The sequence below is a fragment of the Dictyobacter vulcani genome, assembly GCF_008974265.1.
Lineage (GTDB): Bacteria > Chloroflexota > Ktedonobacteria > Ktedonobacterales > Ktedonobacteraceae > Dictyobacter > Dictyobacter vulcani.
In genome coordinates this window covers 427780-450355 of record NZ_BKZW01000003.1, presented here as the reverse complement: position 1 = coordinate 450355, position 22576 = coordinate 427780, and the positions used below count along the sequence as shown (strand labels likewise).

15 protein-coding genes are annotated in these 22576 nt (G+C 49.9%); 6 read left to right on the top strand and 9 right to left on the bottom strand.

Features of this window, described 5'->3' with window-relative positions:
- Positions 1-213 precede the first annotated feature (213 nt).
- Positions 214-1518 carry an MFS transporter gene (locus KDW_RS26105; RefSeq protein WP_151758855.1) on the bottom strand — a complete coding sequence of 435 codons (1305 nt, stop codon included), beginning with the start codon at positions 1516-1518 and terminating at the stop codon, positions 214-216.
- 775 nt (positions 1519-2293) lie between these two features.
- Positions 2294-4462, bottom strand: a complete 2169-nt coding sequence (locus KDW_RS26100) for a WD40 repeat domain-containing serine/threonine protein kinase (RefSeq protein ID WP_151758854.1) — start codon at positions 4460-4462, stop codon at positions 2294-2296.
- A 219-nt stretch (positions 4463-4681) separates the two neighbouring features.
- On the opposite strand from KDW_RS26100, the gene KDW_RS26095 reads away from it, so the two are divergent.
- Both KDW_RS26095 and KDW_RS26090 read left to right on the top strand, forming a co-directional pair.
- Positions 4682-5023: a DoxX family protein gene (locus KDW_RS26095; RefSeq protein ID WP_162005620.1), complete on the top strand. Its 342-nt coding sequence runs from the start codon at positions 4682-4684 to the stop codon at positions 5021-5023.
- Positions 5024-5252: 229 nt separating this feature from the next.
- Positions 5253-6047 carry a hypothetical protein gene (locus KDW_RS26090; RefSeq protein WP_151758852.1) on the top strand — a complete coding sequence of 265 codons (795 nt, stop codon included), beginning with the start codon at positions 5253-5255 and terminating at the stop codon, positions 6045-6047.
- Positions 6048-6117: 70 nt separating this feature from the next.
- Here KDW_RS26090 and KDW_RS26085 read toward each other — a convergent pair whose 3' ends face one another.
- On the bottom strand, positions 6118-7674 hold the full coding sequence (locus KDW_RS26085; protein ID WP_151758851.1) for an AMP-binding protein: 1557 nt from the start codon (positions 7672-7674) through the stop codon (positions 6118-6120).
- A 361-nt stretch (positions 7675-8035) separates the two neighbouring features.
- On the opposite strand from KDW_RS26085, the gene KDW_RS26080 reads away from it, so the two are divergent.
- Positions 8036-9388, top strand: a complete 1353-nt coding sequence (locus KDW_RS26080; protein WP_198925557.1) for an MFS transporter — start codon at positions 8036-8038, stop codon at positions 9386-9388.
- A 190-nt stretch (positions 9389-9578) separates the two neighbouring features.
- Here the strand turns inward: KDW_RS26080 and KDW_RS26075 are convergent, their stop codons facing one another.
- Both KDW_RS26075 and KDW_RS26070 read right to left on the bottom strand, forming a co-directional pair.
- Complete coding sequence (locus KDW_RS26075) at positions 9579-10475, bottom strand: glycosyltransferase 87 family protein (protein ID WP_162005619.1); 897 nt, start codon at positions 10473-10475, stop codon at positions 9579-9581.
- Positions 10472-10759, bottom strand: a complete 288-nt coding sequence (locus KDW_RS26070) for a hypothetical protein (protein ID WP_151758849.1) — start codon at positions 10757-10759, stop codon at positions 10472-10474. Before KDW_RS26070 ends, KDW_RS26075 begins: the two co-directional genes overlap by 4 nt.
- A gap of 494 nt (positions 10760-11253) precedes the next feature.
- Here KDW_RS26070 and KDW_RS26065 point away from each other — a divergent pair, with 494 nt between their 5' ends.
- Together KDW_RS26065 and KDW_RS26060 are read left to right on the top strand one after the other, a co-directional pair.
- Entirely contained in the window at positions 11254-13374 is a 2121-nt protein-coding gene (locus tag KDW_RS26065) for a PAS domain-containing sensor histidine kinase (protein WP_151758848.1), read from the top strand.
- Positions 13374-13835: a response regulator transcription factor gene (locus KDW_RS26060; RefSeq protein WP_151758847.1), complete on the top strand. Its 462-nt coding sequence runs from the start codon at positions 13374-13376 to the stop codon at positions 13833-13835. Before KDW_RS26065 ends, KDW_RS26060 begins: the two co-directional genes overlap by 1 nt.
- A gap of 78 nt (positions 13836-13913) precedes the next feature.
- On the opposite strand, the gene KDW_RS26055 is transcribed toward KDW_RS26060, so the two are convergent.
- Together KDW_RS26055 and KDW_RS26050 are read right to left on the bottom strand one after the other, a co-directional pair.
- On the bottom strand, positions 13914-15074 hold the full coding sequence (locus tag KDW_RS26055) for a dihydroorotase (RefSeq protein ID WP_162005618.1): 1161 nt from the start codon (positions 15072-15074) through the stop codon (positions 13914-13916).
- Positions 14999-15214, bottom strand: coding sequence for a hypothetical protein (locus KDW_RS26050; protein WP_151758845.1), 216 nt, complete (start codon positions 15212-15214; stop codon positions 14999-15001). Before KDW_RS26050 ends, KDW_RS26055 begins: the two co-directional genes overlap by 76 nt.
- A gap of 174 nt (positions 15215-15388) precedes the next feature.
- Here KDW_RS26050 and KDW_RS26045 point away from each other — a divergent pair, with 174 nt between their 5' ends.
- The gene (locus KDW_RS26045; RefSeq protein ID WP_151758844.1) at positions 15389-16438 is read left to right on the top strand and encodes a quinone-dependent dihydroorotate dehydrogenase; all 1050 of its coding nucleotides are present in this window, start codon (positions 15389-15391) and stop codon (positions 16436-16438) included.
- Positions 16439-16498: 60 nt separating this feature from the next.
- Here the strand turns inward: KDW_RS26045 and KDW_RS26040 are convergent, their stop codons facing one another.
- A complete protein-coding gene (locus tag KDW_RS26040; protein ID WP_151758843.1) occupies positions 16499-17461 on the bottom strand; it encodes a S1C family serine protease in 963 nt (320 codons plus the stop codon).
- A gap of 456 nt (positions 17462-17917) precedes the next feature.
- Positions 17918-22576, bottom strand: a complete 4659-nt coding sequence (locus tag KDW_RS26035; RefSeq protein WP_151758842.1) for a cation-translocating P-type ATPase — start codon at positions 22574-22576, stop codon at positions 17918-17920.

The window sequence follows — 22576 nt, the reverse complement described above, 5'->3', positions numbered from 1 at the left end:
AAGTGCAACTGGCGAGGAGTCAAAGGATGATTTAGGCTGTATCTGGTTCATCTTTTTCCTCGTGCTTTATTTCTACTTCTTTATCGCTAGTGGTGCCCTGAATGTTAACATTAACTGGATTTTATGGGTTAGAAGAAAAATAAACAAGGGTTTTATAGAGAGAAAAATGCTCCAAAACATTTTTTTGTTTTGGAGCATCACAATGGATAGTTATTATGCTACCTGTTCTACCAGAGGCATTTTGACGGTTTGCAGGTCGTAGATGGGTATCTCAGCGGCCTGTACACGCTGTCGATAATCGACAATTTTCCGCTCTTTGCGGTTTGCCAGGTAGTATGGCACCGCGATCAAGGGACACATGAGCGCTGGTATCAACATAACCTGTCGCGCTCCCAGTAATGGGAGCAGCATACCAATTGAAACTGGAATGGTCATACCAGCAAAGCCAGAACTGATCAGGACGACGCTTGAGATCATGCCTGGCAATTGCGCGAAGCGTCGCGTGGCAATGGCCATCAACGTTGGGAAGATTGGTCCCAGGAAGATGCCTGTGCCCAGGCTGGCGATAAAGCAGATGACCGGCATTTGCATACAAGCGGTCAGCAGGATCGCGCTTGCACCACCACCAAACATACTGATGTAGAGCAGTTGGGCATTGGTCAGGTAGCCACGCTTCATCAAACGTGCAACCAGCATACGTCCAAAAGTCATCCCCACCCAGAAGAGTGTGGCCGCCGGTGTCGCCATCTGAATACTGACAGCAGCCTGCTGACTGATCGAAGTCACAACCCAGCTACTGAAGCCGGCTTCAGCTCCCACATACAAACAAACCTGTAAAGCCACAAACCAGAGCAGCGTCTGCTTCAAGGCCTTTTTCGGCTCACCTGGCATAATCGAATCTTGTAGTGGGAGGGCGTTTGCGTTAGCGCTTCCCAGAAGTCCAGGCCTGGTTTCAAAGCGCAGGACATAAAAGGCCAGCAGACAAAAGACACCTGGCAAGGCGGTACAGAGAAAAGCCAGCAATGGACTCCCACTCAGTGTTAATGAGTAAGAGAGCAAAATCGGTGCCAGCAACGAGCCCATGCCCACGGAGGCATGCAGCATATTCAATTTTTCACCCAGTTTATTGCCAAAATTGAGGGTCAGTGTGATCGTAATTCCAATATTGATCAATCCGGCGCTGATACCCTGCAACATTTCAGCACCCAGCCAGACAGAAAATTGTTGGGCCAATGGAATGATGACACTTGAAATGATCAGGCCCAGCAGGCCGACCATCACCACTACTTTAGAGCCGATCTTCTTGACCAGCGTATTACTCAAGAGAACTGCAACGATAGTTCCGAATGCACTCACCGTAAAAATGAGTCCTGCCGTACTCGGTGCCGTGTGCGTATGTTGTGACAGAATAACTAAACTTGCTCCCGGTAGTACTCCCAGGAGTCCATTGGCTATAAATGTAAAACAGCAAGCAATAAAAAGAAAGGTCTGGCTATTACGAATGGTTCCGTTAGACATGATAAACTACAACCTTAAATGGAGTTGCAAATGGGACGTCAAAAAAATGGGTTTAGGTTGTAGTAGACTTCCGGTGTCTACTTATAGTGGTATATTATTTATATATTTCTGCGACACAAATAAGGACATCAAATTGTCCTTTTTCTATCTGGGGAAACTGATCACGCTATCTACTCTGGAACCAATGAGAGCGTGTATATCGCACGCGGACATACACTTGTTATTGTATAGATGCTTTCAGATAGGTTTTACTGTGAGGTGAAGATGTCAACTATCTTTTAGTCCGACATCGGTATTTTTACCACCAAATGCATTATAACACAGTGTCAATACTTTATCTAAACTGTGTCTAATTTCTAGTACTTCTTTTCCTGATAGGAGATAGAATTCTACTTCGTCCATCCCGCCGTCGATACTAGAATTCTATAACTATTTTGCGAGAATTGCAAGGGGAAATGGGAGCAAAAAAAGCCAGATCATTTTTTTGGTTTGATCTGGCTTTCTAAAAGAGTTATACGCGTGGCTGGCTGTTAATTTTTAGGCCAGATTTTGTCTAGAATAATTCCACCAACAATATACACAGTCACAAAAGAAATGACTCCTCCATAGACCCAGGCCAATGTTTTCCCAACCGGTGGTTTCTTTTCCATTATAGACTCTCCTTATTGCTAACATGCTATGAAAATAGCATGTCATGAAGGCTCTTTTTGGCTTCAAAGCAGGCATTGTAAAGTCAGATAGGCCTATAGAGTATACGTATGGCATACAGGCTAAGTTATTGCCAGGTACAAATTTCATTTGTACCGGTTGTCCCCAGCACGATTGGCTGGGAATTTCCAGCCACAGTAATTGACAAAAGATTATCTGGCACAGCGGGAACTTTTAGCTGTTCTAATGCTTTCAAACCAGACATGGGATACCAGACATAGAGGCCATGACTGGTCGCGATGAATAGCTGAGAGCCAGGCAAAAACTGTGCAACATCCTGCACAGCAACTTTGCCAGGCAACTGCAATCTTTCACTATCACCTGGACGCAACCAGTCGATAAGGTGCAGGACGCCCTCCGAGGTTCCAACTATCAAAACTTGATTATTACCTTTGTACCAACTCAGGTAGGTAATTTTTCCACCATCCAATGACATCGGAATCTTTAACACATGCTCACCAGTTTTGGCCATCCAGATGTTAATTTCATTCGCCGGACTCAGTGAAGCGACCTGATCGCCCTGATCCGACCAGGTCGCATTAGCAAGTGGTCCGCGACTCATGGGGGCTTGAGGTTTTTTTAGCGCACAGCGTTGTAGTAGTTTCCAATCTGTCAGTTGATCAGGATTAATCGCTGTAAAAATAGAGATACTCCCATCCTGACCACTCACCAGAAAGCTAGCATCAGTTGGATGCCAGACCAGAGTAGCAATCGGTGTATGCAAATCCAGCTTGAGCGGGATAGCTTTTAATTGCTGCAAGTCCAGAAAATAAACTTGCTGTTCGGTAACAGCAAAGAGTGCTGTGCCATCCCTGAACCATTCCACAGCATGGATCGGATCTTTGCTCTCGACATGAAACTGACTTCTTTGCTCATACATAGCTATTTGGCCTGATGCCCAGATGGTGACGGTGTTTTGCTTATCAACAGCAACAAAACGCTGTCCATCGGGAGAATAGCGCACAAGTCGCTGGGGTTGTGCCGTTAAAATTGTGTCATAGGACCATGTGTCAACACGAGGTAAGCCTGAGGAATGACCTTCCTGTATCATTCCTTCGCGCCGTCCTGTGATTGGACTAAATATATTTGAAGCCAGACTCACAAGATCAGAGCTCATAAACAGAGCCGCGGCAGTAACACCGCCGATCATTACAACGCGACGCGAGATCTTTTTTTTGCGCTGGGCTGTCAGTTGCTGCTGCATCTGTCCGCCAGGCACATAGTATGCAGAAGTGTAATTCTGGCTCTGTGGGCCTGACAAGGAACTTTGAGGATTATCAATCTGGGATAGCCCATTAATGGTAACCCCCTGCTGGCGTTGCTGAATAATACTTTGAATCTGCTTATTGATCTGCTCAATGGTAGCTGGTCGCTTGCTGGCATCCAGTGCCACCATCGTCGTAATCAAGGTTTCAAGTTCAGTCAGACCATCCTGACCATAGAGTCTTAAAGGCGCGAATGAGAAAGGATTAAGGGAGGGATCAGTGCCAGACAACAGTTGGTGGAGCAGGGCACCCAGGCTATAGATATCGGCACGGGGTGTGGTCTGCGCTTTGCCATATTGTTCAGGAGCAGCATAACCAGGAGAGCCAAACGGGATGGTATCTTTGACCTTGCCGGGCTTGTAGCGGCGGGCGATGCCAAAATCAATCAGGTACAGGTTGCCCTGAGAGGTACGCATAATATTCGCGGGCTTCAAGTCCCGAAAAATAATGGCTGGTTGGCGCTCATGCAAATATTGCAATACATCACACAGTTGCGCGGCCAGATCCAGGACCTCATCGAGGGGGAGTGTGCGAGTGCTATTGGCATTCGTACTCCAATTGTTGTGCAGATACGTTTCCAGCGTCTCACCATCAATAAACTGCATCACCAGATACCAATGTTCTGGATCAGTAAAATGATCATAGATCTTCGGTATATGCGGATGCAGCGAATCTGAGAGTAGTTGAAGTTCACGATTAAACCCATCAGTCGCTTCAATAACCTGTTGCGGACTCAATCCGCTCAGATGAATCTGCTTGACTGCCACAAGCAAGTCATGCTCCTGTGTATCCAGCGCGCGATAGACGGCCCCAAACCCACCACTGCCAATCTGCGTGAGTAAACGATAGCGATTGTGCAGCAGGACCGCATCAGCGTCTGCCTCCAAAGGACCTGTCAGGGAACACGTGCAGGCAAAACACTCGTGGCTTTCATCCGTATTAGCCGCGCCACAATGCAGACAATAGCGCATGGCACTCTCCAAATTCTATACTAAATATATTTTTCAAGCTGACTGGCTAACAACATAAATTCAGCTACCTCTTGCGTAGCAAACATAGATTCGTTATGATCAAATATATTTTTGTTATCGCTGGATCACTTATCGATAAAGAAGGACCGCATGCATTCTTATTATAAACCTTTATACGCCATAAAAGCTATTTTACGTACAGTGATAGGACTAACTTTTGTGCTCGCTTCTACGTTCCATTTTACGGCTTCAGAAACGCAACTAAAAATCATTCCACCATTCCTGCCATTCCGACGCGCAGCACTCTATATTACTGGTGCTCTCGAACTGCTGGGTGGCTATGGTATGCTGCTACCACGTTTTCAACGTCAGGCCTCACAGGGTCTGGCTGCGCTCCTGGTGGCGATTGTGCCGGCCAATATCTATCACGCCTACGTATATTTCAAGCATAGTAAACCTTCAAAAGCTCGCTACTATCACTATAGCCGCATGCCGATACAAGTTTTACTGATTCTCTTAACGCTCTGGTCAGGCAGTAAAAATAATCCACCTGCAAAATAAAAGACGTTTCATACACCAGAGCATGAATACAGAGATCCTGGCCAGATTTATGCGAATTTCGACTCATCCTCTTTATTCAAGAGTTTGCATACAGCAAATAGAATAGAATAGAATCCAGGTCTAAGCAAGAATCTTGTAGCCTATACAACTCCTACATAGGTGAATGGATAAGCGTTGATGGATAAAGTTGGATCGAATCGCAGCCAGGGAACGGCCAGGGGATACAATCATGCAAACTCCTAATCAAGGTCGTGACAACAATCCTAACCAGAATCAGTGGAATCCGAACCAACCAGATCAGGATCCTTATCGCCAGGCGGGAATGAATCCTCCGGGTCAGGTTCCGTATCGTCAGGAGGGCGCTCCTGAGCAAGTCCCTTATCAACAAACCGCGATGAACCCTCCAGGTCAGGAACCTTATCGCCAGGGGACCATACCAAACCGACCAGATCAGCGTTCTGCGTCCACGGGAAACGTCATGCCTGAAGCTCCTATTACAGGCTATACAGTCCCAAGTGGTTATCCATTCTCGCAACAAGAATGGCAAACATTACTGGCGGCTCCAATGCAGGTGAGCGTTGCCATGATGTCCGCATCACCATCGGGGATCATCGGTATAGTTCAGGAAGCCATGGCAATCGGAAAAAGCGTCCAGACCTTGCAAAGTCAAGGCACCACAAGCCGAATGCTTGGGCAATTGGGTCAGCAACTGACAAAAGGTATTGAGGACCTGCGAGCTGGTCGTCAGACGCCGATTGGTGATATCCAGCAAATGGCCAAACACACAGATATGGCACGCAATTCTGCTCTGGCTTACTGTCAGCAAGCGGCCGGTATACTTGATAAAGTCTCTCCTCAAGATGCCAGTGTCTATAAGCAGTTTGTGTATAGCATGGCTTATAATGTTGCGGCGGCGGCACGTGAAGGAGGGTTCCTGGGGCTTTTCGGAGGAGAACAAGTCTCGCCAGTTGAACAAGCGTTCCTGGGCGATATCGCGTCCGCGCTGAGGTTACAGCGTTCCTGATTTACAAGTCTCCCTGACTACGCATATGGCTGCCTTTTTAGTGGCAGCCATATGCCTTCATTTTACTCACCTAATAAAATCGTGCAGACAGGATATGTTTCTGCACCTTCCCCAATGCATTACGTGGTAGGGAATCCACCTCGATGATTTTGCGTGGCTTTTTATAGCTGGCCAGTTGCTCACGGCAAAAAGCGATCAACGAGGCATGATCAGGCACCCGGCCCGCCACAGGAACAATAATAGCCACCACCTGCTCACCCATATCTGGATCTGGCATCCCAATCACTGCTACTTCCTCGATATCCGGATGGCTTTCGAGTACGTCTTCGATTTCGCGTGGATAAATATTATAACCACCACTGATAATCAATTCACGAGCACGACCGGTAATGGTGTAGTAGCCATCATGACTACAGGAACCCAGGTCTCCTGTGCTAAACCAGCCATCGGCCGCCAGTACTTCTGCTGTGGCCTCTGGCCTCTGCCAGTAACCCTGAAAGACATGGGGGCCGCGCACCTCTATTTCACCGATCTCGTCTGGTGGCAATAGCTGGCGGGACTGCACAGCGACGATACGCGCCTCCTGACCTGGAAACGGACCACCAACGGTGCCCGGACGACGTTCTCCATCGTAAGGATTGGTCAGATTCATGATCGTCTCGGTCATACCATAACGTTCCAGAATTCTCTGGCCAGACACACGCTCAAAGTCCTTAAATAGTTGTGGACTCAAAGGGGCTGAGCCAGAAACGTACAACCGAAGGGGCCGTATGGCGACACGCTGGCGCTCGGCTTCGGCCAGTAAGCGCGAGTACATGGTTGGTACACCGAAAAAGAGCGTGATGGTAGCATTGCTTTGCAGGGTGGAGAAAACATCAGCGGCTTCAAATTTTTGCTTTAAGATCAAGCTGGCGCCCATCAGCAGCGTCCCATGGACACCGACCATCAGGCCATGGGTATGAAAAAGGGGTAACGTCAACAAGAGTCGATCCTGCTGCTGCCAGTGCCAGGCAGTGGTTACCGCGATACTATTGGCCAGCAGATTTCGGTGCAGCAGTAACGCTCCCTTTGAGCGTCCGGTGGTGCCCGATGTATAGCCTATCACCGCTGGATCGGTAGCCTGAGGCATTGTCTGGAAAGGTATATCCAGCTGTTGTGCAGCAATTGGTTGAGCGCCTTGCTTGATGAAATCCTCAAAGGCAATCTGCTCAAATACAGTAGTTGATACTGCTGACTCGCTGACATCGACCAGCACAAGCGTCTTCAAAGTTGGGACGGTAAGTACCTGTATTTCTTCAGCGCCGGCTACACTGGTAATGCACAGGCGTACACCAGCATCATTGAGAATATGGCTGAGCTCCACTTTGCGATACTGATTATTCACCAGCACGACAATGCCCCCGGCCAGTTGTGTCCCTAAATAAGCAATAATAAAGGCCGGCGAATTCGGTAAAAATAAGGCGACACGATCCCCGGCTTGTATGCCCGTGGACTTCAAGGCATGCGCAAAACTCGTAATGTCTGTTGCCAGTTGTCCATAACTGATTATCTGCTGCTCAAAAAAAAGCGCTGGACGCTCCGGCTGCTGTTGCGCATGATAAAATACGGCTTCAACGATCGATTCCATACTTTCAATCCCTCTTCATGAACTGCCTCTCTATCATAGCATATATGTATATCGCAACTAACACCAACTTTTGATGTGGCGAGAAAAGGCCCTGTCCTGCCAGGCAAGCGACTTGACGCTATCTATACTACTCAGTATAATAAAAGGGTTGATATATTTATAGATACAATAAGTGATGTAAGAAAAGCTTCTTTCTATAACTGTATCATTAAATGATACAAATACACCCACCTTTCGCTAGCTACCAGACCTGAACACGATGCTGACATCAATGCCAATGCTGGCTTTGATAGATAAAACAATGCTGTAGTGTGTTACATCAATTATCCATCATTTGTATGGGTAGTAACAGGAGGTCTCAATGGCGGCAAATGTATCGTCAGAGGGCGTCACAGTCCGCAAAATGCTTCCAATCTTGAGTGCCAGTACGATAGGTACTGCGATCGAATGGTATGATTTCTTCCTGTATGGTTTTTTCTCAGCTACTATTTTCAACAAACTCTTCTTCCCCTTGCTTGATCCAGTCACAGGCATCCTGGCATCTTTTACCACCTATTATATTGGTTTTATCGCTCGACCGATTGGTGGAGCATTTTTTGGCTGGTTCGGAGATCGCGTGGGGCGTAAATCGGTGCTGGTGACAACCTTACTTTTGATGGGTATCTCAACCTGCGTGATGGGCCTGGTCCCCACCTATGGTCAGATTGGTTTTATGGCCCCTCTGCTGATCACAATCTTACGCTTTTTACAGGGTGCTGGTGTCGGCGGTGAATGGGGTGGCTCGGTGCTCTTATCACTGGAATATGGTGATAATCGCCGCCGTGGCTTCTGGACCAGCTGGCCGCAGACAGGGGTTCCTCTTGGATTGGCGCTGGCCGCTATCGTGGTCATTGTCATTCGCTCAATCTACTCTGGCGCAGATTTTACCAGTATCGGCTGGCGTATTCCGTTCTTCTTTAGTGCCGTCTTGATCGTGATAGGACTCATTATCCGCATCCGCATCCTGGATACGCCTGCGTTTACCAGACTCAAAGAGGAGAATCGCCTCTCCAAAGCGCCTCTCAGCGAGGCCTTCAAATATCACTGGAAAGAAATTATCCTGACAGCTCTGCTGCGCTCCGGGGAGCAGGCTCCATTCTATCTGTTCACGACCTTTGTGCTTGGCTATGGGGTGACCACGTTAGGGATTCCGCTTAATCTTCTCTATACCGGCATCATTGTTGCCGCAGTAGTCTCTTTCATCTTTATGCCCACAGCCAGTTATGCCTCTGATATCATCGGGCGTAAACGCTGGTTCATGGTAGGAACAGTCTTGATGGCACTGTTTGCTTTTCCGTTCTTTTTACTGCTGCAAACGAAAAATCCTGTCGCCGTGGTCTTTGCGATGGCCTTTGCGATCGGAATCTGCCATGCCGCGGTGTATGGTCCACAGGCTGCGTTTATCTCCGAGCACTTTGGCGCCAAACTGCGTTATAGTGGTGCCTCGCTGGGCTATCAGTTAGCCTCACTGACCGCGGGTGGTCCCGCACCGATCATCGCAACCCTCTTAATTGCCAACTATCACTCCTATGTGCCGCTGGCAATCTACATTATTATTATGGCCGTTATCTCATTCTTTGCCGCCCTGGCCCTCAAAGAATATGCCAGTAAAGACGCGCAGCTCGATAGAGATGAGGTCGAGAGCTCGCTCAGTCCTGCCAACACCAGCGTCTAAAGCCACATTTTCTTAGGCTGCTAGCTTCCATCCTCAGTCTGCTCGCTTATAGGTAGCTGAGGATGGAACACTGCAGGTGGCACTTTCTCAGGAAAAACACCAGCTCGCTCATTCACTCTGCTCACAGCTTGCCATAAAACCTTCAATTGACCAGGAATTAACTTGATATCAACCATCAAGACGCTGGCGACTAAGAGGAAAAGTGGCACCACTTTGCTGATGACCATCCAATCCCACGCCGTCGCCCCGGAATCATCCCTAGATCTCCCATGTTCGTGACATCAATATGTAAGAGGTTAAGCAGGAGAAAGCAGCTCGGCAAGCAGGTCAACAGAATACAGAACAGCGAACGCTTCGTCTGGAACTCGGGACAGATAAGGACACAGATGGCCAGGACATAGGCCAGGGTGCTCCATTGATATTCAAAGACCTGTTCATAAAAACACAAATAGTAAGCTACCATCAGAAAGGCAGCTTTAGGTATACTCACCTTGCTTAATAATCCCCACCCAACAATACACAGCAGTGCAAAATACTGGATCGCCTGATAGACAAAATCTGGCCAGTGGGTATTATAGTGCAACCAGGCAGAGAGCGTAATGATTTGATTAGGCCCCAGCGTTCCTGATAAAGAAAGGTTGGTCTGTAAATTATTCGTATAATATGTGCCAATACCCTGATAGAGAAAAATCAGCGTCGCAAGGACAAATAGTCCCACGCCAATTCCCACAGCTTTCCAGCGTCCCTTGAAAATGAGCAGCGGCAGAAAGAGCAGGCCAATCGGCTTGATGAGCATACTCAGTCCATACCATAATCCCATCAAGACCGCTGAATGCTTTTTGCTACTAGCGATTAAAAAGAGCAGCAACAACATATTCAAGACAGAATGAAACTGCCAGGCGGCCAATTCTAAATAGCTACTGAAGTTGGCCAATAGTATGAAAGTAGCAAAACCAATATATTTATTGCTCCTAAAACTCCAGACAAAATAGATAATTAAGGCCAGCGATAAATAAACTTTTGTACAGAGCCACACATAGGGCGCATAAGCTGGATCAAATAAAGATAGAAAAGAACCGATAGTCAACGTAAATAGAGGATGGTATACGTTAGCATTAGTAGAAACACTTCTGAAATACTGTCCCCCGAAGGTAAAGGCTGGCCCGTCAAACTTCCGCCATGCCAGAAAGCCCAGGCTCCATCAGGCAACTGGTAAAAATCAATGCCTTTTGCTCCTACATGCAGGGCTGCACCGCTAAAAAAAACATCGAACCAACCTGTCCACGCCACCGAAAGCAGGTAGAGGAGATATATTACTCCTCCCACATACATCAGCAGGTTTTTTTTCAGATGCTCACGAACAACAACCATAGCGTATAATAGCTCCTCAGCTTACAAAACAGCTCTTATCACTTGCTAACTACATGGCTTTATCGCACCTATAATATTTTTGTGGCAGCAATAACCAATCTTCCTACATTGAACCCATGTTGTTTTTCTTGGTAAGATTATACCTGTCTCAGGCTCTGGTTAAAAGGGTTATTTTCACCATTCGTCCATAGTGAGAAAAAACTGAGGATTTTATTTTTTGCGCTGGCGAAGATTGATGATTATGATCAGTAATGCCATGAGCATCCCCATTGATCCAGCCCAGAGGTAAATCTTCGCCCTTCTATTCAACAGGGATGGGATAAACGCAAACAGTAATTTTTTGTGGTACACTGATACTAAGATTATTTATTTGCATACCTCACTTTCCACCATGGCAACGCTGCGTTTTTCTTATTTTAGTGAGAGATACAAAAAAGGTTTCATCAAAACTATTTCAGATCCAACATTCCGACACATAACACCTAGGAGACTGAATGTCTTTATCTCCATACGAGAAGAGCGCTTCTGCCCAGCACATCTCAGATGAGCAAGAGCTCCTGGCTCTTCCACCAAGAACATTACAACCTGAGCTGCGCCGACAGATAATTGAACAGTCATCTGACTGTATCAAGCTTTTAGATCTCAATGGGCATTTGCTATACATGAATCGTGGCGGCCAGCAGGTGATGGAAATTGATGATTTTTCCACCTGCTACTCTGCAGACTGGCTTTCATTCTGGTCCGGCGCAAACCTCAAGCTCGCCAGCAACGCACTTGCCACGGCACGCAACGGAGGAACCGCCACCTTTGAGGGTGAGGCACTCACGGCCAAAGGCACACCAAAGTGGTGGGAGGTAACGGTTACTCCAGTTCTGGATGCCCAGGACCGGTTAAGCCATCTGCTCTCGATTTCGCGCGACATTACCGAACGGAAACGTTCTCAGATCGCGCTGGCAGAACAAGCTCGTCTGGGGAGGCTCAGTCTGGCAATTAGTACTGCTCTGACTCAGGGCACAACCTTACACGCTATGCTCAATGGCTGTACACAAGCGCTGTTTAAGCATCTAGACGCCGCCTTCGCCCGCATCTGGATCCTGAATGAAGAGCAAGATATACTGGAACTCCAGGCCAGCTCTGGCCTTTATACCCATCTGGATGGAGGGCATGCAAGGATACCAATGGGCGCCTTTAAGATTGGTCGCATTGCCCAACAACGAGAACCTATTTTGACAAATAACGTCCTGGAAGATGAACACATTCACGAAAAAGAATGGGCAGCCCGTGAAGGGATGGTCGCCTTTGCTGGCTATCCATTGCTCATTGCAGATCGCCTCATTGGTGTAATGGCTTTATTTGCCCGTCATCCTCTCTCTCCTTCTACGCTTGAAGCAATGGCCACCGTTGCCAATAGCATTGCTGTTGGCATTGATCGCCACCAGGGAGAACAGGCGCGTCTTCACCTGTTGCAGATGGAACAGCAAGCCCGCCAGGCAGCCGAGCACGCGCAACAACGCGTCACGACTATTCTGGAAAGTATCGGTGATGCATTTTTTGCTCTGGATCTGCACTGGAATTTTACCTATCTGAATGCACAATCGGAGATCCTCTTACAACGCCAGCAGTCAGACTTGCTTGGCAAAAGTATCTGGGATGAATTTCCTCAGGCCATCGGGTCGCTATTTTATGAACAATACCATCTGGCAGTGAATCAGCAGGTGAGTGTAAGTTTTGAGGAGTTCTTCGCACCCTTGAACTGCTGGTTTGAGGTCCGCGCCTATCCTTCGTCTGAAGGTCTCTCGGTTTACTATCATGATATCAATGAGCGTAAAGAGATTGAGCGTGAACGCGAGCGCCTCTTAGAGCTAGAGCAACAAAAACATAACGAGGCAGAAGTCACTATCGCGGTTCGTAATACCTTTCTTTCGAGTGTGTCGCATGATCTGAAAACACCTCTCGCTGCGATCAAAGCCAATCTACAACTGGTACAAAGGCGCATGCGGCGGGAGCCATCCGAGAATAGCAATTGGATCACTGAGCGACTCGGGGCCATGGAACGAGCACTCACCAAAATGACAGGCATGATTGATGATCTGCTGGCGCTCTCACAACTGCGCGCATCTCAACCTGTAGTCGACGGTTTCATGCCCCTTGATCTCGTGCCATTGCTTCAGGCAGTGGTCACCGAGCAGCAAGCGACAACCCGGCGGCATAATCTACTGCTTACGATAGATAGCAAGTCTCTTCCTATCTCTGGCAATGCCACACGGCTGGACCGCATGGTAACCAATCTATTGGGTAATGCCATCAAGTATAGTCCCGATGGTGGAGATATCAGCATTGAGGTGACACGCGAACAACACGACGAACAAACATGGGCACGGATCGTCCTGGCCGATCAAGGCATCGGGATTCCTGCGGCCGATCTTTCTCATATCTTTACCCCTTTTCAACGGGCTAGCAATGTTACGGACCATATTCAAGGCACAGGCATTGGATTGGCAAGTGTCGCTCAGGTGATTGAACAACATCAGGGAACGATTATGGTAACAAGCCAGGAGGGCCAGGGGAGCCAGTTCACCATCCTCCTTCCACTACTTTTAGAGGAGCAGGGCTGATGAGAACAGATGAAGAAAGTGTACGTATGCAGCTACAACAAAATGCAATCGAGCCCCAAATGGTACCTCAAATCGATACCTATATTCTGGTCGTCGATGACGACGACAACTTGTGCCAGGCTATCCAGGTAGTGCTGGAAGAAGAGGGCTTTGTAGTGGAAACTGCCCTGGATGGAAAAGAGGCACTGGAACAGGTAGCACGCCAGCGTCCTGCGATGATCGTTCTGGATATAGGCTTGCCACTGCTCGATGGAGAGACGGTGGCCAGAGAACTACGGGCACGCTATGGCATGACGATTCCGGTGATGCTGATGACAGTTGATGCACACGTCAAAGAGAAAGCACACCGTCTCAAAGCGGTCATGGGAATCGGGAAGCCGTTTGAGATTGAGGCCTTCCTCACGGCAGTGCGCCAGACGCTTTCATCACGAAGAGGCAAAGCGAGTATGCCTTCCTCATAATCTTAAGCCTGATGCGGCCGAAAGGGATATGCTGTAGCTACATCCCTTTCGACATTGGAAATATATCTACCCGGAAATTTACCGGGCTGCATATTGCACTTGTTTACCGCTACCCCCTTGAGCCAGACAGGTATCCTGCTCATAGGCCAGGCTACCACGCACATACACTTGCTGGATCTTGCCAGTAACTTTTGTGCCTGCAAATGGAGTCCAGCCACACTTTGAGAGCATCTGCTGATTGGTAATCTCGTATACTTGCTTTGGATCGATCAACACTATGTCTGCATCCTTGCCTACTTCCAGGGCCCCCTTCGTTTTTAAGCCAAAGATACGCGCCGGATTAACCACGCAGCGCTGAATGACATCTTCCAGTTTGACTCTTCCCGCACTGGCAGCATTGAACAGAAGTGGCAACAGCGTCTGGACGCCTGGAATACCTGATGGAGCTTTGTCATATGGCTGCTCTTTTTCTGCCCGTGTATGCGGTGCATGATCGGTGCCAATCGTATCGATAGCATCAAAATAGCGCCAGAGAGCGGCTTGATCACTGGCACTGCGCAGGGGTGGATTCACCTTACCGAAATTGCCCAGTCGATGCTGATCCTCTTCATTCAAGAAAAGGTGAAGTGGGGTGACTTCAAAAGTCACATGTACGCCTTTCTGCCTTGCTTCCAGAATCAATTCAATTTCTCTTTGCGTGGTAGTATGCGCAACGTGCAAGACACGACCGGTCTTCTCCGCAATAGCCAGCGCACGGCTCAAAGCAATCTGGGCACTGACCGGTGGGCGGGACTGATTATGATCCTGTGAACCCAGCGCACCGAAATATTTCAAGGATTGCTCGTCTTCAGCATGCACAACCAGCGGTTTATGTAAAGGAAAGGTTTGAAAGTGCCGGTAGATAGGAGAAAATTCTGTCACCAGCAGCGAGCCGGTTGAGGATCCCATATAGAGCTTCATGGCAGCAACGTCTTTAGCCAGAGTGGCCGCTTCTTCAATATTGTTATCGGTCGCCCCAAAGTATAAGCCATAATCCACCACCGCCTTACCTGCCACCAGAGACATTTTTTCTAAAAGATGCTCTCGCGTATCCGTAGGTGGTTGCGTGTTAGGCATATCCAGTACAGTTGTAACCCCTCCGGCCAGGGCGGCCCGGGTACCACTCAGGAAATCTTCTTTATGGGCACCACCTGGATCACGAAAATGCACATGTGAATCAATAAATCCCGGCAGGACCAATAACCCATCTGCCTCAATAACCTGCTCGTCAGGTTCAGGGTCAGGTGTTCAGCCAGCTCGATCAGGATCTCACCGCGCGTGCGAATATCCAGCCGAGCCGGACCACTCGCCAGGACCGCCACTCCATTACGAATCAACATGCCTGCGACTCCTTCTATATATGTCACGCCTGAAATACAGGTGCCTTACGATGTAACCATAGCCACGGCACCATTATCCAGCATACTCGCGTGAGACTATTCCCAAATTCACGGATTACCATTATACTTGAAACGGTATTTTATTGCTTAACAAGGTTGAAAGATAGGAAGTCAATGCTGTTTAAAGCCATTATTCGTCCCGCCATGTTCCGGACCTCCGCCAATGATCCCGAGATTGCCCACCACTTTTTAATGGATCAGATGGCGCGTATTTCTCATCACCAGACCATCCTCAAAATCATCGAGGCAACCAGTGCCTATAAATCGCCTGTATTGGAACGAGATGTTTTTGGCGTTCATTTTCCTAATCCTGTGGGACTGGCCGGTGGCTTTGATAAGAACGGTATCGCGCTGCCGGCACTGGCAGCGCTTGGCTTTGGCTTTATTGAAGCAGGAACGGTTACGCGCTATGCACAACCGGGCAATCCTCGCCCACGTATCTTTCGCCTGACAGCTGATCAAGCCATGATCAATCGCATGGGCTTTCCTAATGATGGCGCAGATGCCATCCAGGCGCGCCTGGCCCGGCTTCCTCAACCCGGAATCCCGATCGGCTGGAGTATCGGCAAATCCAAGGTAACACCCCAGGAAGAAGCCATTGAGGATTATCTGTATTCCTTACGGAAGTTGGATGCCTATTCAGACTTTTTTACCGTCAATGTCAGCTCACCCAATACACCTGGCCTGCGCAAATTACAGGATAAAGAGCCATTGGATCAGTTGCTGCATGCAATTGTGCAGGAGACCAAACAACTCGCGCAACAAACCGGACGCAGGAGCGCAAAATCGGTACTGGTTAAGATCGCGCCAGACCTGACGGAGGAGCAGATAAGCGATGTGGTCGAGGTCTGTCTGCAGCGCGATGTGCGGGGTATTATCGCCACCAACACAACCCTGTCTCGTACAGGACTCCAGCAACAAAGTGCGGAAACCGGTGGACTCAGCGGCCGACCATTACATGCACGTTCATTAGAAGTCATCCGTTATCTCTCCAAACAACTGGATGGTCGCATTCCTATCATCGGCGTCGGCGGCATCTTTGGACCCGATGATGCCAGGTGCACCTTAGATGCCGGTGCCAGCCTGATCCAGCTCTATAGCGGCTTTATCTATGAAGGTCCTGGTATCATCAAAAAAATCAACCAGCACCTCAGCCACGCATAAATACAAAGACGCGAGGCACTTACCCTATAAGCAAGAGTGCCTCGCGTCTTTGTACTCAGTCTATTTAGCTTGTTGCAGAGCCTGAGCCAGAGCTGTTTTGACCACGTTGGAAGGAATGGCAAAACCAACACCATTAGCAGGCGTATTGGTCTCGGTATTAATGGCGGTCAGTGTAGGAATACCCACCAGTTGTCCTTGCTCGTTGATCAATGCGCCACCACTATTGCCTGGATTAATAGCTGCATCGGTCTGGATCGCGTTTTCAATCGTGACAGTATTCGATTCGCTCACGCTTCGATTGAGTGCGCTGACAATACCGCTGGTGACAGTCTCGGTGATCCCCAATGGATTACCAACCGCCAGTACTGCCTGACCAACCTTAAGCTGCGAGGAGTCACCAATCGCGGCAACTTGCATATTCGTAAATGGCTGCACACGCACAATCGCCAGATCATCCGCCGCCACGGTTCCTACCAGCTGGGCAGTCCTGACCTTCCCATCATTAAATACCGCCTGGATGGTCTGGCCACCATTGACCACATGATTATTGGTAACGATATCACCATTGTTATCCACAATCACACCCGAACCGATAGCCTGTCCCTGATTTGTTGTTACCTGCAGCTCAACGACGGATGGCTTGATTTTATCGATCGCCACTTCTCTCTGGGTCTGGACAGCGGTCGAATCAAGCGTCGATTTCGTGGCGGCGGTCGTTGCCGTGGTTATATTCGCTGTTGGAGTTGATGTGTTACTTCCAGCAAACTGCCAGCCAGCATACAGGCCAACCGAAAAAATCGAGAGCAATGCCAGCGTAAAGACAATCAATGCACCAGTACGCACCCTGTGCGTCTTCCTGGGAGTCTGAGGCGCGGGAAAACGGTTCTCACCAACAAGTGTTCCTTCTGACATAAAGGTATGTGCTGTAGAATGGTCAAGCACTGCCTCAGGAGCAATGTATCCCCTGGGGGTGACTGGATAAGAATGCGTTAAATGGTATTCATCAGGATCTCGATAATACATAATCATTCCCCTTTGCCTTATCGTATCAAATTGCGTATTTCGATTTTTCTATACAAAATTTCTACTAGCTCTCAGCGGATGATGCTTTTAATAACTTGCTTTTTGTTTCTCTCTTCATAAGATAGTCCAAAATCATCAAAAAAAATCCTCACAAATGTAAAATCAATGTAAGGATTCATTTTTTACAGGAGAAGCAGCAATGTTCAAGAGATCATAAAAGGTAGCTGGCCATGGTCTCTCAAACATTATCTGCATAGATGTCAAGAAATGCCGTCCTCGTCAGCTATGATATCGCGGGGACAGCAATAGGGGCTGCCTGCATCTTGTAAGTCATACTGCGTAGCACGCTATTAAGGAGAATAGCTGCCAGCGCAGCGCCTGAGATCAATAGCCAGGACGATGGTGGCAGGATAACCAGGTTGAGAATGCGGCGCAAGGAGGGAATAGTAAATGCCGCTAATAATACCCCAGCGATCCACCGACCGCGCCAAGCACCGGGCGCGTGAGGTGTCCTTCCGAGCGACCAGCCATCAATGTCTGCGCAAGTTGGGTGGAAACAATGCTGGCGAAAGCAACTGAACGGGCCCGAGGAAGCGAGCCTGCGCCAAGCGTGAGGAGATAAGCAGCCAGTGATGGCAGTGTGGTTGCCAGCCCACGGCGCAAAACTTCGTTGCGTAATGATGTATCCAGCGCCGCTATACCCTCGCGCCGCAGTTGCGACAGCTCATGATGCTCTGGTCGCTGTAAGATGACGGCCAGGGCTGGGAAGATATCTGTAATCGCATTCACCGCCAGAATCTGGCCCACTGTCAACGGCGTATTCGCTCCCAGCAGGCTAGCACCCACGACCAGTCCCAGTTCTCCCATATTGCCGCCCAATAATAGTCCCAGTGAACGACGCATGTTACGCCAGAAGCTACGACCTTCAACGCATCCCTGAACAAGAGAAGCAAAATCATCATCAGCCAGAACCACGTCCGCTGTCTGCCGCGCGACTTCCGTCCCGCTCTTGCCCATAGCGATACCGATATCCGCCAACCGTAAGGCCGGGGCATCATTGACACCATCGCCGGTCATCGCAACTGTATGTCCCTGGCGGTGCAAACTTTCAATAATTCGTAATTTATCAAGGGGCGTGGCGCGCGCAATCACGGCCGCGTTTTTGAGCAGTAGATCGAGATCACCATTCTGCAAATCCGCGATAGCGGCAGCGTTCAGTACTTCTGCGTCTCCCTGGAGCAGGCCAGCCTCCTGCGCAATCGCACGTGCAGTAACCGGATGATCGCCAGTAATCATGACCACGCGCACACCTGCCTGCTGACAATGTTTTACCGCCTCCCCCACGGTAGGGCGCAGAGGATCACTGATGCCTACAAAGCCAAGAGCGGTGAGATGCTGAGGATCGTCAAGAGGTATGTCTTGCGCCCCTTCAGCCACCATCAATACCCGTAATCCTCGGGCTGCCAGGTGTCTTGCACGCGTCAAGAGCCTGGCCCGCCCGGCCTCGTCCAGGGGCATTGACACTCCATCTTGCAGTAGAGTGCTACAGCGAGAAAGCAGAGTTTCAGGTGCACCCTTGATGCAGAGTTTCTCCCGGGCAATACTCACGTAAAAAGAGCGCACTGGATCAAAGGAAAGTTCTGCTTGATGCGTAAGTAAGATTTGCTCGCCCAGACCGGCTGCAATAGCCCCCTGGACAACTGCCACATCGGTAGCATGCGCCTGGGCTCCCTGGGACTCAGGATGGGGGCTGGCCAGGGCTGCGGTAAGTAACACGTTGGACAGAGATGTCGGCAATGAATTGATCAGTGTAGATTCCTGCTGTATGTCAGCCACAATACTCAGTCGCAGGTGCCCTTCCGTCATTGTTCCTGTCTTATCTGTGCAGATCACATCTACGCGACCAAGGGCCTCCACTGAGGCCAAACGCCGCACAATAGCATTATGCCTGGCCAGCCGACGCGCCACACCAGTTTCACCTACTCTTGAGAGTAATGGTAGACCTTCTGGTACGCCTGCAAGAGCAACAGTCGCGCCAATGGACAGAATAGTTGTGAAGGGCTGTTTCCAGAGCAAGCCGGCCGCCACGACCAGCGCGCCACCGGCCGCGGAGATTGGCAGGAAGACGCTCAGAATACGGCTCAGGCGTATTCCCAACGGATTAGACTGCTCGTCTTCTGCTGTCAGCGCGAGCCTGGTAGCACCCATACGTGTATGCACACCAACCGCCACGACCACGGCACGCGCGGTTCCTGTGGTCACATTACTTCCGTCCAGCACAATATGCTCGCTATCGCTGCCATCCACCACCTGTTTACTGACCGGTAATGATTCTCCGGTAAGCATGGCTTCATCTACCTCCAGACCCTGCACATCAATGATCCGTGCGTCCGCCACGATGCGATCACCGGCAGCCAGCAACAGGATATCGCCAGGGACAACTTCAGTAGAAGAGACTATTTTTTCTTGCTCATCGCGTAAAACACGCGCCTGCGCTACACCTATTTGTCGTAATGTCTCGGCCACCTGATTACCCTTGTGTTCCTGCCAGACGCCAATAATAGTATTAGCAGCAATCGTTGCACCGATGATGATAACATCCCCGACTGAACCAAACAGAAGTGAGAGCGTTGCCCCCACCGCGAGGATGCCCGTCAGAGGTGAACGAAATTGTTCCTGTACCGCTGTGAGCAGAGCATTGTGCCGCTCAATGGTTGGGGTTTTACGTTGACGTTCCTGTGCCTGTCTGGTGGTCAAACCCTGGAAGCTCGTATTCATCAGACGGAATACATCATCCACGCTTTGCCTTCCCCAACGCTCTGGCTGGGGATCAACCAGGCGGGTAATCGTGGCACGAGGACGTTTGCCACCACGTAGTCGATACCAGCCATCCGCCAGTGCCGCTAAGGAAGTAACATAGACAATCCGTGAGGCAATCCTGACCGCTGGCATTCCCTGAAATCCCCAGCCAATACCGGCGAGTGCAGAAACAATCGAGAGGACAACAGAATCACGCACCACACTATCACGCCTTACCCCCGCCTCAATGATCGCTGCAACTGCGGCCAGATCAGGGGCCAGCAGGTCGGCGCGGGCAGGAAAACGGCTGCGGTCATCGGTCAGACCAATTGCCAGGTCACAGGCGGCAAAACCGGCCATCGCACTCACATTATCTGACACAAATGCGACCAGCTCGCCTCTTTTCTGCCGTGCAGCAATAACTTCTAGCACAGCCTTATTCTCGATCAGCGAGATATGCGCCCGGTGCGCCATTCCCCGTAAGACCAGTTCATCACCATTGGGAAGCAGCGCCAGATCAACACCAGCACGCTGACAGACATTCACCAGGATGGAGACCTCGGGTGTCAGGCGCGGGCGCAGAGCGAAAATTGCCAGTGGCCTTTCCTCACGCTCCCGCCGCAGGACCAGAACATAGTTGCCCCGCTGGCGCAGATACGCAGCCTCAGGCAAGCTTTCCCCCTCATCAATGGGTCCAAGCGTATAGCGTACGCCATCAGCGAAAGCCGTGGCGGTCTTGCCATCAAAATTGCCGCTGGTGGCCTGAGTAATCGTATTGGTCGCAAAGATATTGCCCCAGGGTGAGCCTGCGGCAGCTGAAATGCCTGCGGCACGCATGAGTATTTCAGCTGCATCCATATCTTTACTTAAAGGTAAGGCATTGGTAAGCTCAAGCTTTTCGCTAAGCAAACGGGCGCTGTCGAGGAGCAAAAGATTGGGACGACGGATGCTCCTGCCGATCCGAGTACCTACAATCGTCACGCCGGCCCGTAGTACACGTGCATTGGCATGCAGATCCGCGCTATCTATACCGATTGAAGCAGTGCGGGGATTAACAAGCAATAATGCGGTGAATGCTTGCCCGAATGATCTGGTAAACAGGCCAGTAAGTCCAGCGTAGATCAATGAGAGGGGAGCCTGGATGCGTTGATAGTGATCATAGAGCGTTGGCGCAACGGGCACGGAACGCGGCTGTGGTGTAAAGCCTTCAAACGAGGCTCCTGCACTTAGTTGTAAGACAAAGGGACCACCATATAAGCAAGCACCTGGTGGGATCAATGCGCCTGGATAGGCAGGTACTGGCATGCCATCGAAGCCGCTGGCCGTGCCTACGCCTTCACGAATGTATGCGCTTAGAGGTACCCGGTCGCCGCCCTCCAGATGAATCACCGCGTCTGATTGAATGAAAGGCGCCTGCTCCACGCGCTTTTCATGCATACGCCAGGCCGTACGCCGCGTTTGCACTTCTGTAAACAGGCGTAGCGATTCCGCTCCCGCCACGGCCAGACCAAGTGGACTACTGGAAAGAGTCAGTAAAATAATGCTTGGAATCGTAAAGATGAGATCAGCAACCGAACGTCCGAATAAGCGCCGCAATCCAGTACGCACAGGTGGAAATCCCTGGAAAAGACCAATGGCACCGGCGGCATACGCGGCTGTTCCAGCGCCAGGCAAAGTCTCTTCCTGGCCGATGAGCCGCCGTGTCGCCAGAAAACTCAACCCCAGGGCCGTTCCCAGCATACGCGTGGCGCTCTGGATCAGTGGACTGATATCCAGTGGATAGGCGGGGCGATCTTCACCCACTAGCTCGGGTAACTCCAGGCCAGCAATCTCAGCAATTAAATCATCCAATGTTGCTTCGTGTTCTGAGAATTCTACCAGCACACGCCCGGTTAAAGGATTAGCATGCGCACTGACACCGGGTTGTTTTTCCAGATGCTCCACTACGAGCTTTGCCAGATGAGGATCACGATCCAGGCCGCGCACCGGGATACGCGCACGTACCGTGCTACCCTGTTTCTCACGGATCGCTGGTGGCAAGTTGGGTTCGACGGGCTGACTATTGATCTGCTCCAGATCAAGCGTTTGTATCGCGTAAAGGATAGCCTGTTCGCTGAGAGCCGTGGGATCAAAGAAAACAAGCACATTGCCTGTGACCGGATTGGCTCGGATACGATGTATGCCTTGAAGCCGATGCAGTTGCGTCTCTAGATAACGTTTCCCGCGCCCCAACCATCCCGGTATATGGACGCGAATACGCCCGGTAATGGCATGCAACACATGCGGCTCAGTAGTAACCATTCCTGCTACACTCAT

Excerpts from the sequence above, each read along its gene's own strand:
- KDW_RS26050 (WP_151758845.1), bottom strand. The coding sequence starts at position 15,214 with ATGTTGATTCGTAATGGAGTGGCGGTCCTGGCGAGTGGTCCGGCTCGG.
- KDW_RS26040 (WP_151758843.1), bottom strand. The coding sequence starts at position 17,461 with ATGTATTATCGAGATCCTGATGAATACCATTTAACGCATTCTTATCCA.
- KDW_RS26100 (WP_151758854.1), bottom strand. The coding sequence starts at position 4,462 with ATGCGCTATTGTCTGCATTGTGGCGCGGCTAATACGGATGAAAGCCAC.
- KDW_RS26035 (WP_151758842.1), bottom strand. The coding sequence starts at position 22,576 with ATGAGTGTAGCAGGAATGGTTACTACTGAGCCGCATGTGTTGCATGCC.
- KDW_RS26070 (WP_151758849.1), bottom strand. The coding sequence starts at position 10,759 with ATGGTTGTTGTTCGTGAGCATCTGAAAAAAAACCTGCTGATGTATGTG.
- KDW_RS26105 (WP_151758855.1), bottom strand. The coding sequence starts at position 1,518 with ATGTCTAACGGAACCATTCGTAATAGCCAGACCTTTCTTTTTATTGCT.
- KDW_RS26060 (WP_151758847.1), top strand. The coding sequence starts at position 13,374 with ATGAGAACAGATGAAGAAAGTGTACGTATGCAGCTACAACAAAATGCA.
- KDW_RS26065 (WP_151758848.1), top strand. The coding sequence starts at position 11,254 with ATGTCTTTATCTCCATACGAGAAGAGCGCTTCTGCCCAGCACATCTCA.
- KDW_RS26090 (WP_151758852.1), top strand. The coding sequence starts at position 5,253 with ATGCAAACTCCTAATCAAGGTCGTGACAACAATCCTAACCAGAATCAG.
- KDW_RS26045 (WP_151758844.1), top strand. The coding sequence starts at position 15,389 with ATGCTGTTTAAAGCCATTATTCGTCCCGCCATGTTCCGGACCTCCGCC.
- KDW_RS26085 (WP_151758851.1), bottom strand. The coding sequence starts at position 7,674 with ATGGAATCGATCGTTGAAGCCGTATTTTATCATGCGCAACAGCAGCCG.
- KDW_RS26080 (WP_198925557.1), top strand. The coding sequence starts at position 8,036 with ATGGCGGCAAATGTATCGTCAGAGGGCGTCACAGTCCGCAAAATGCTT.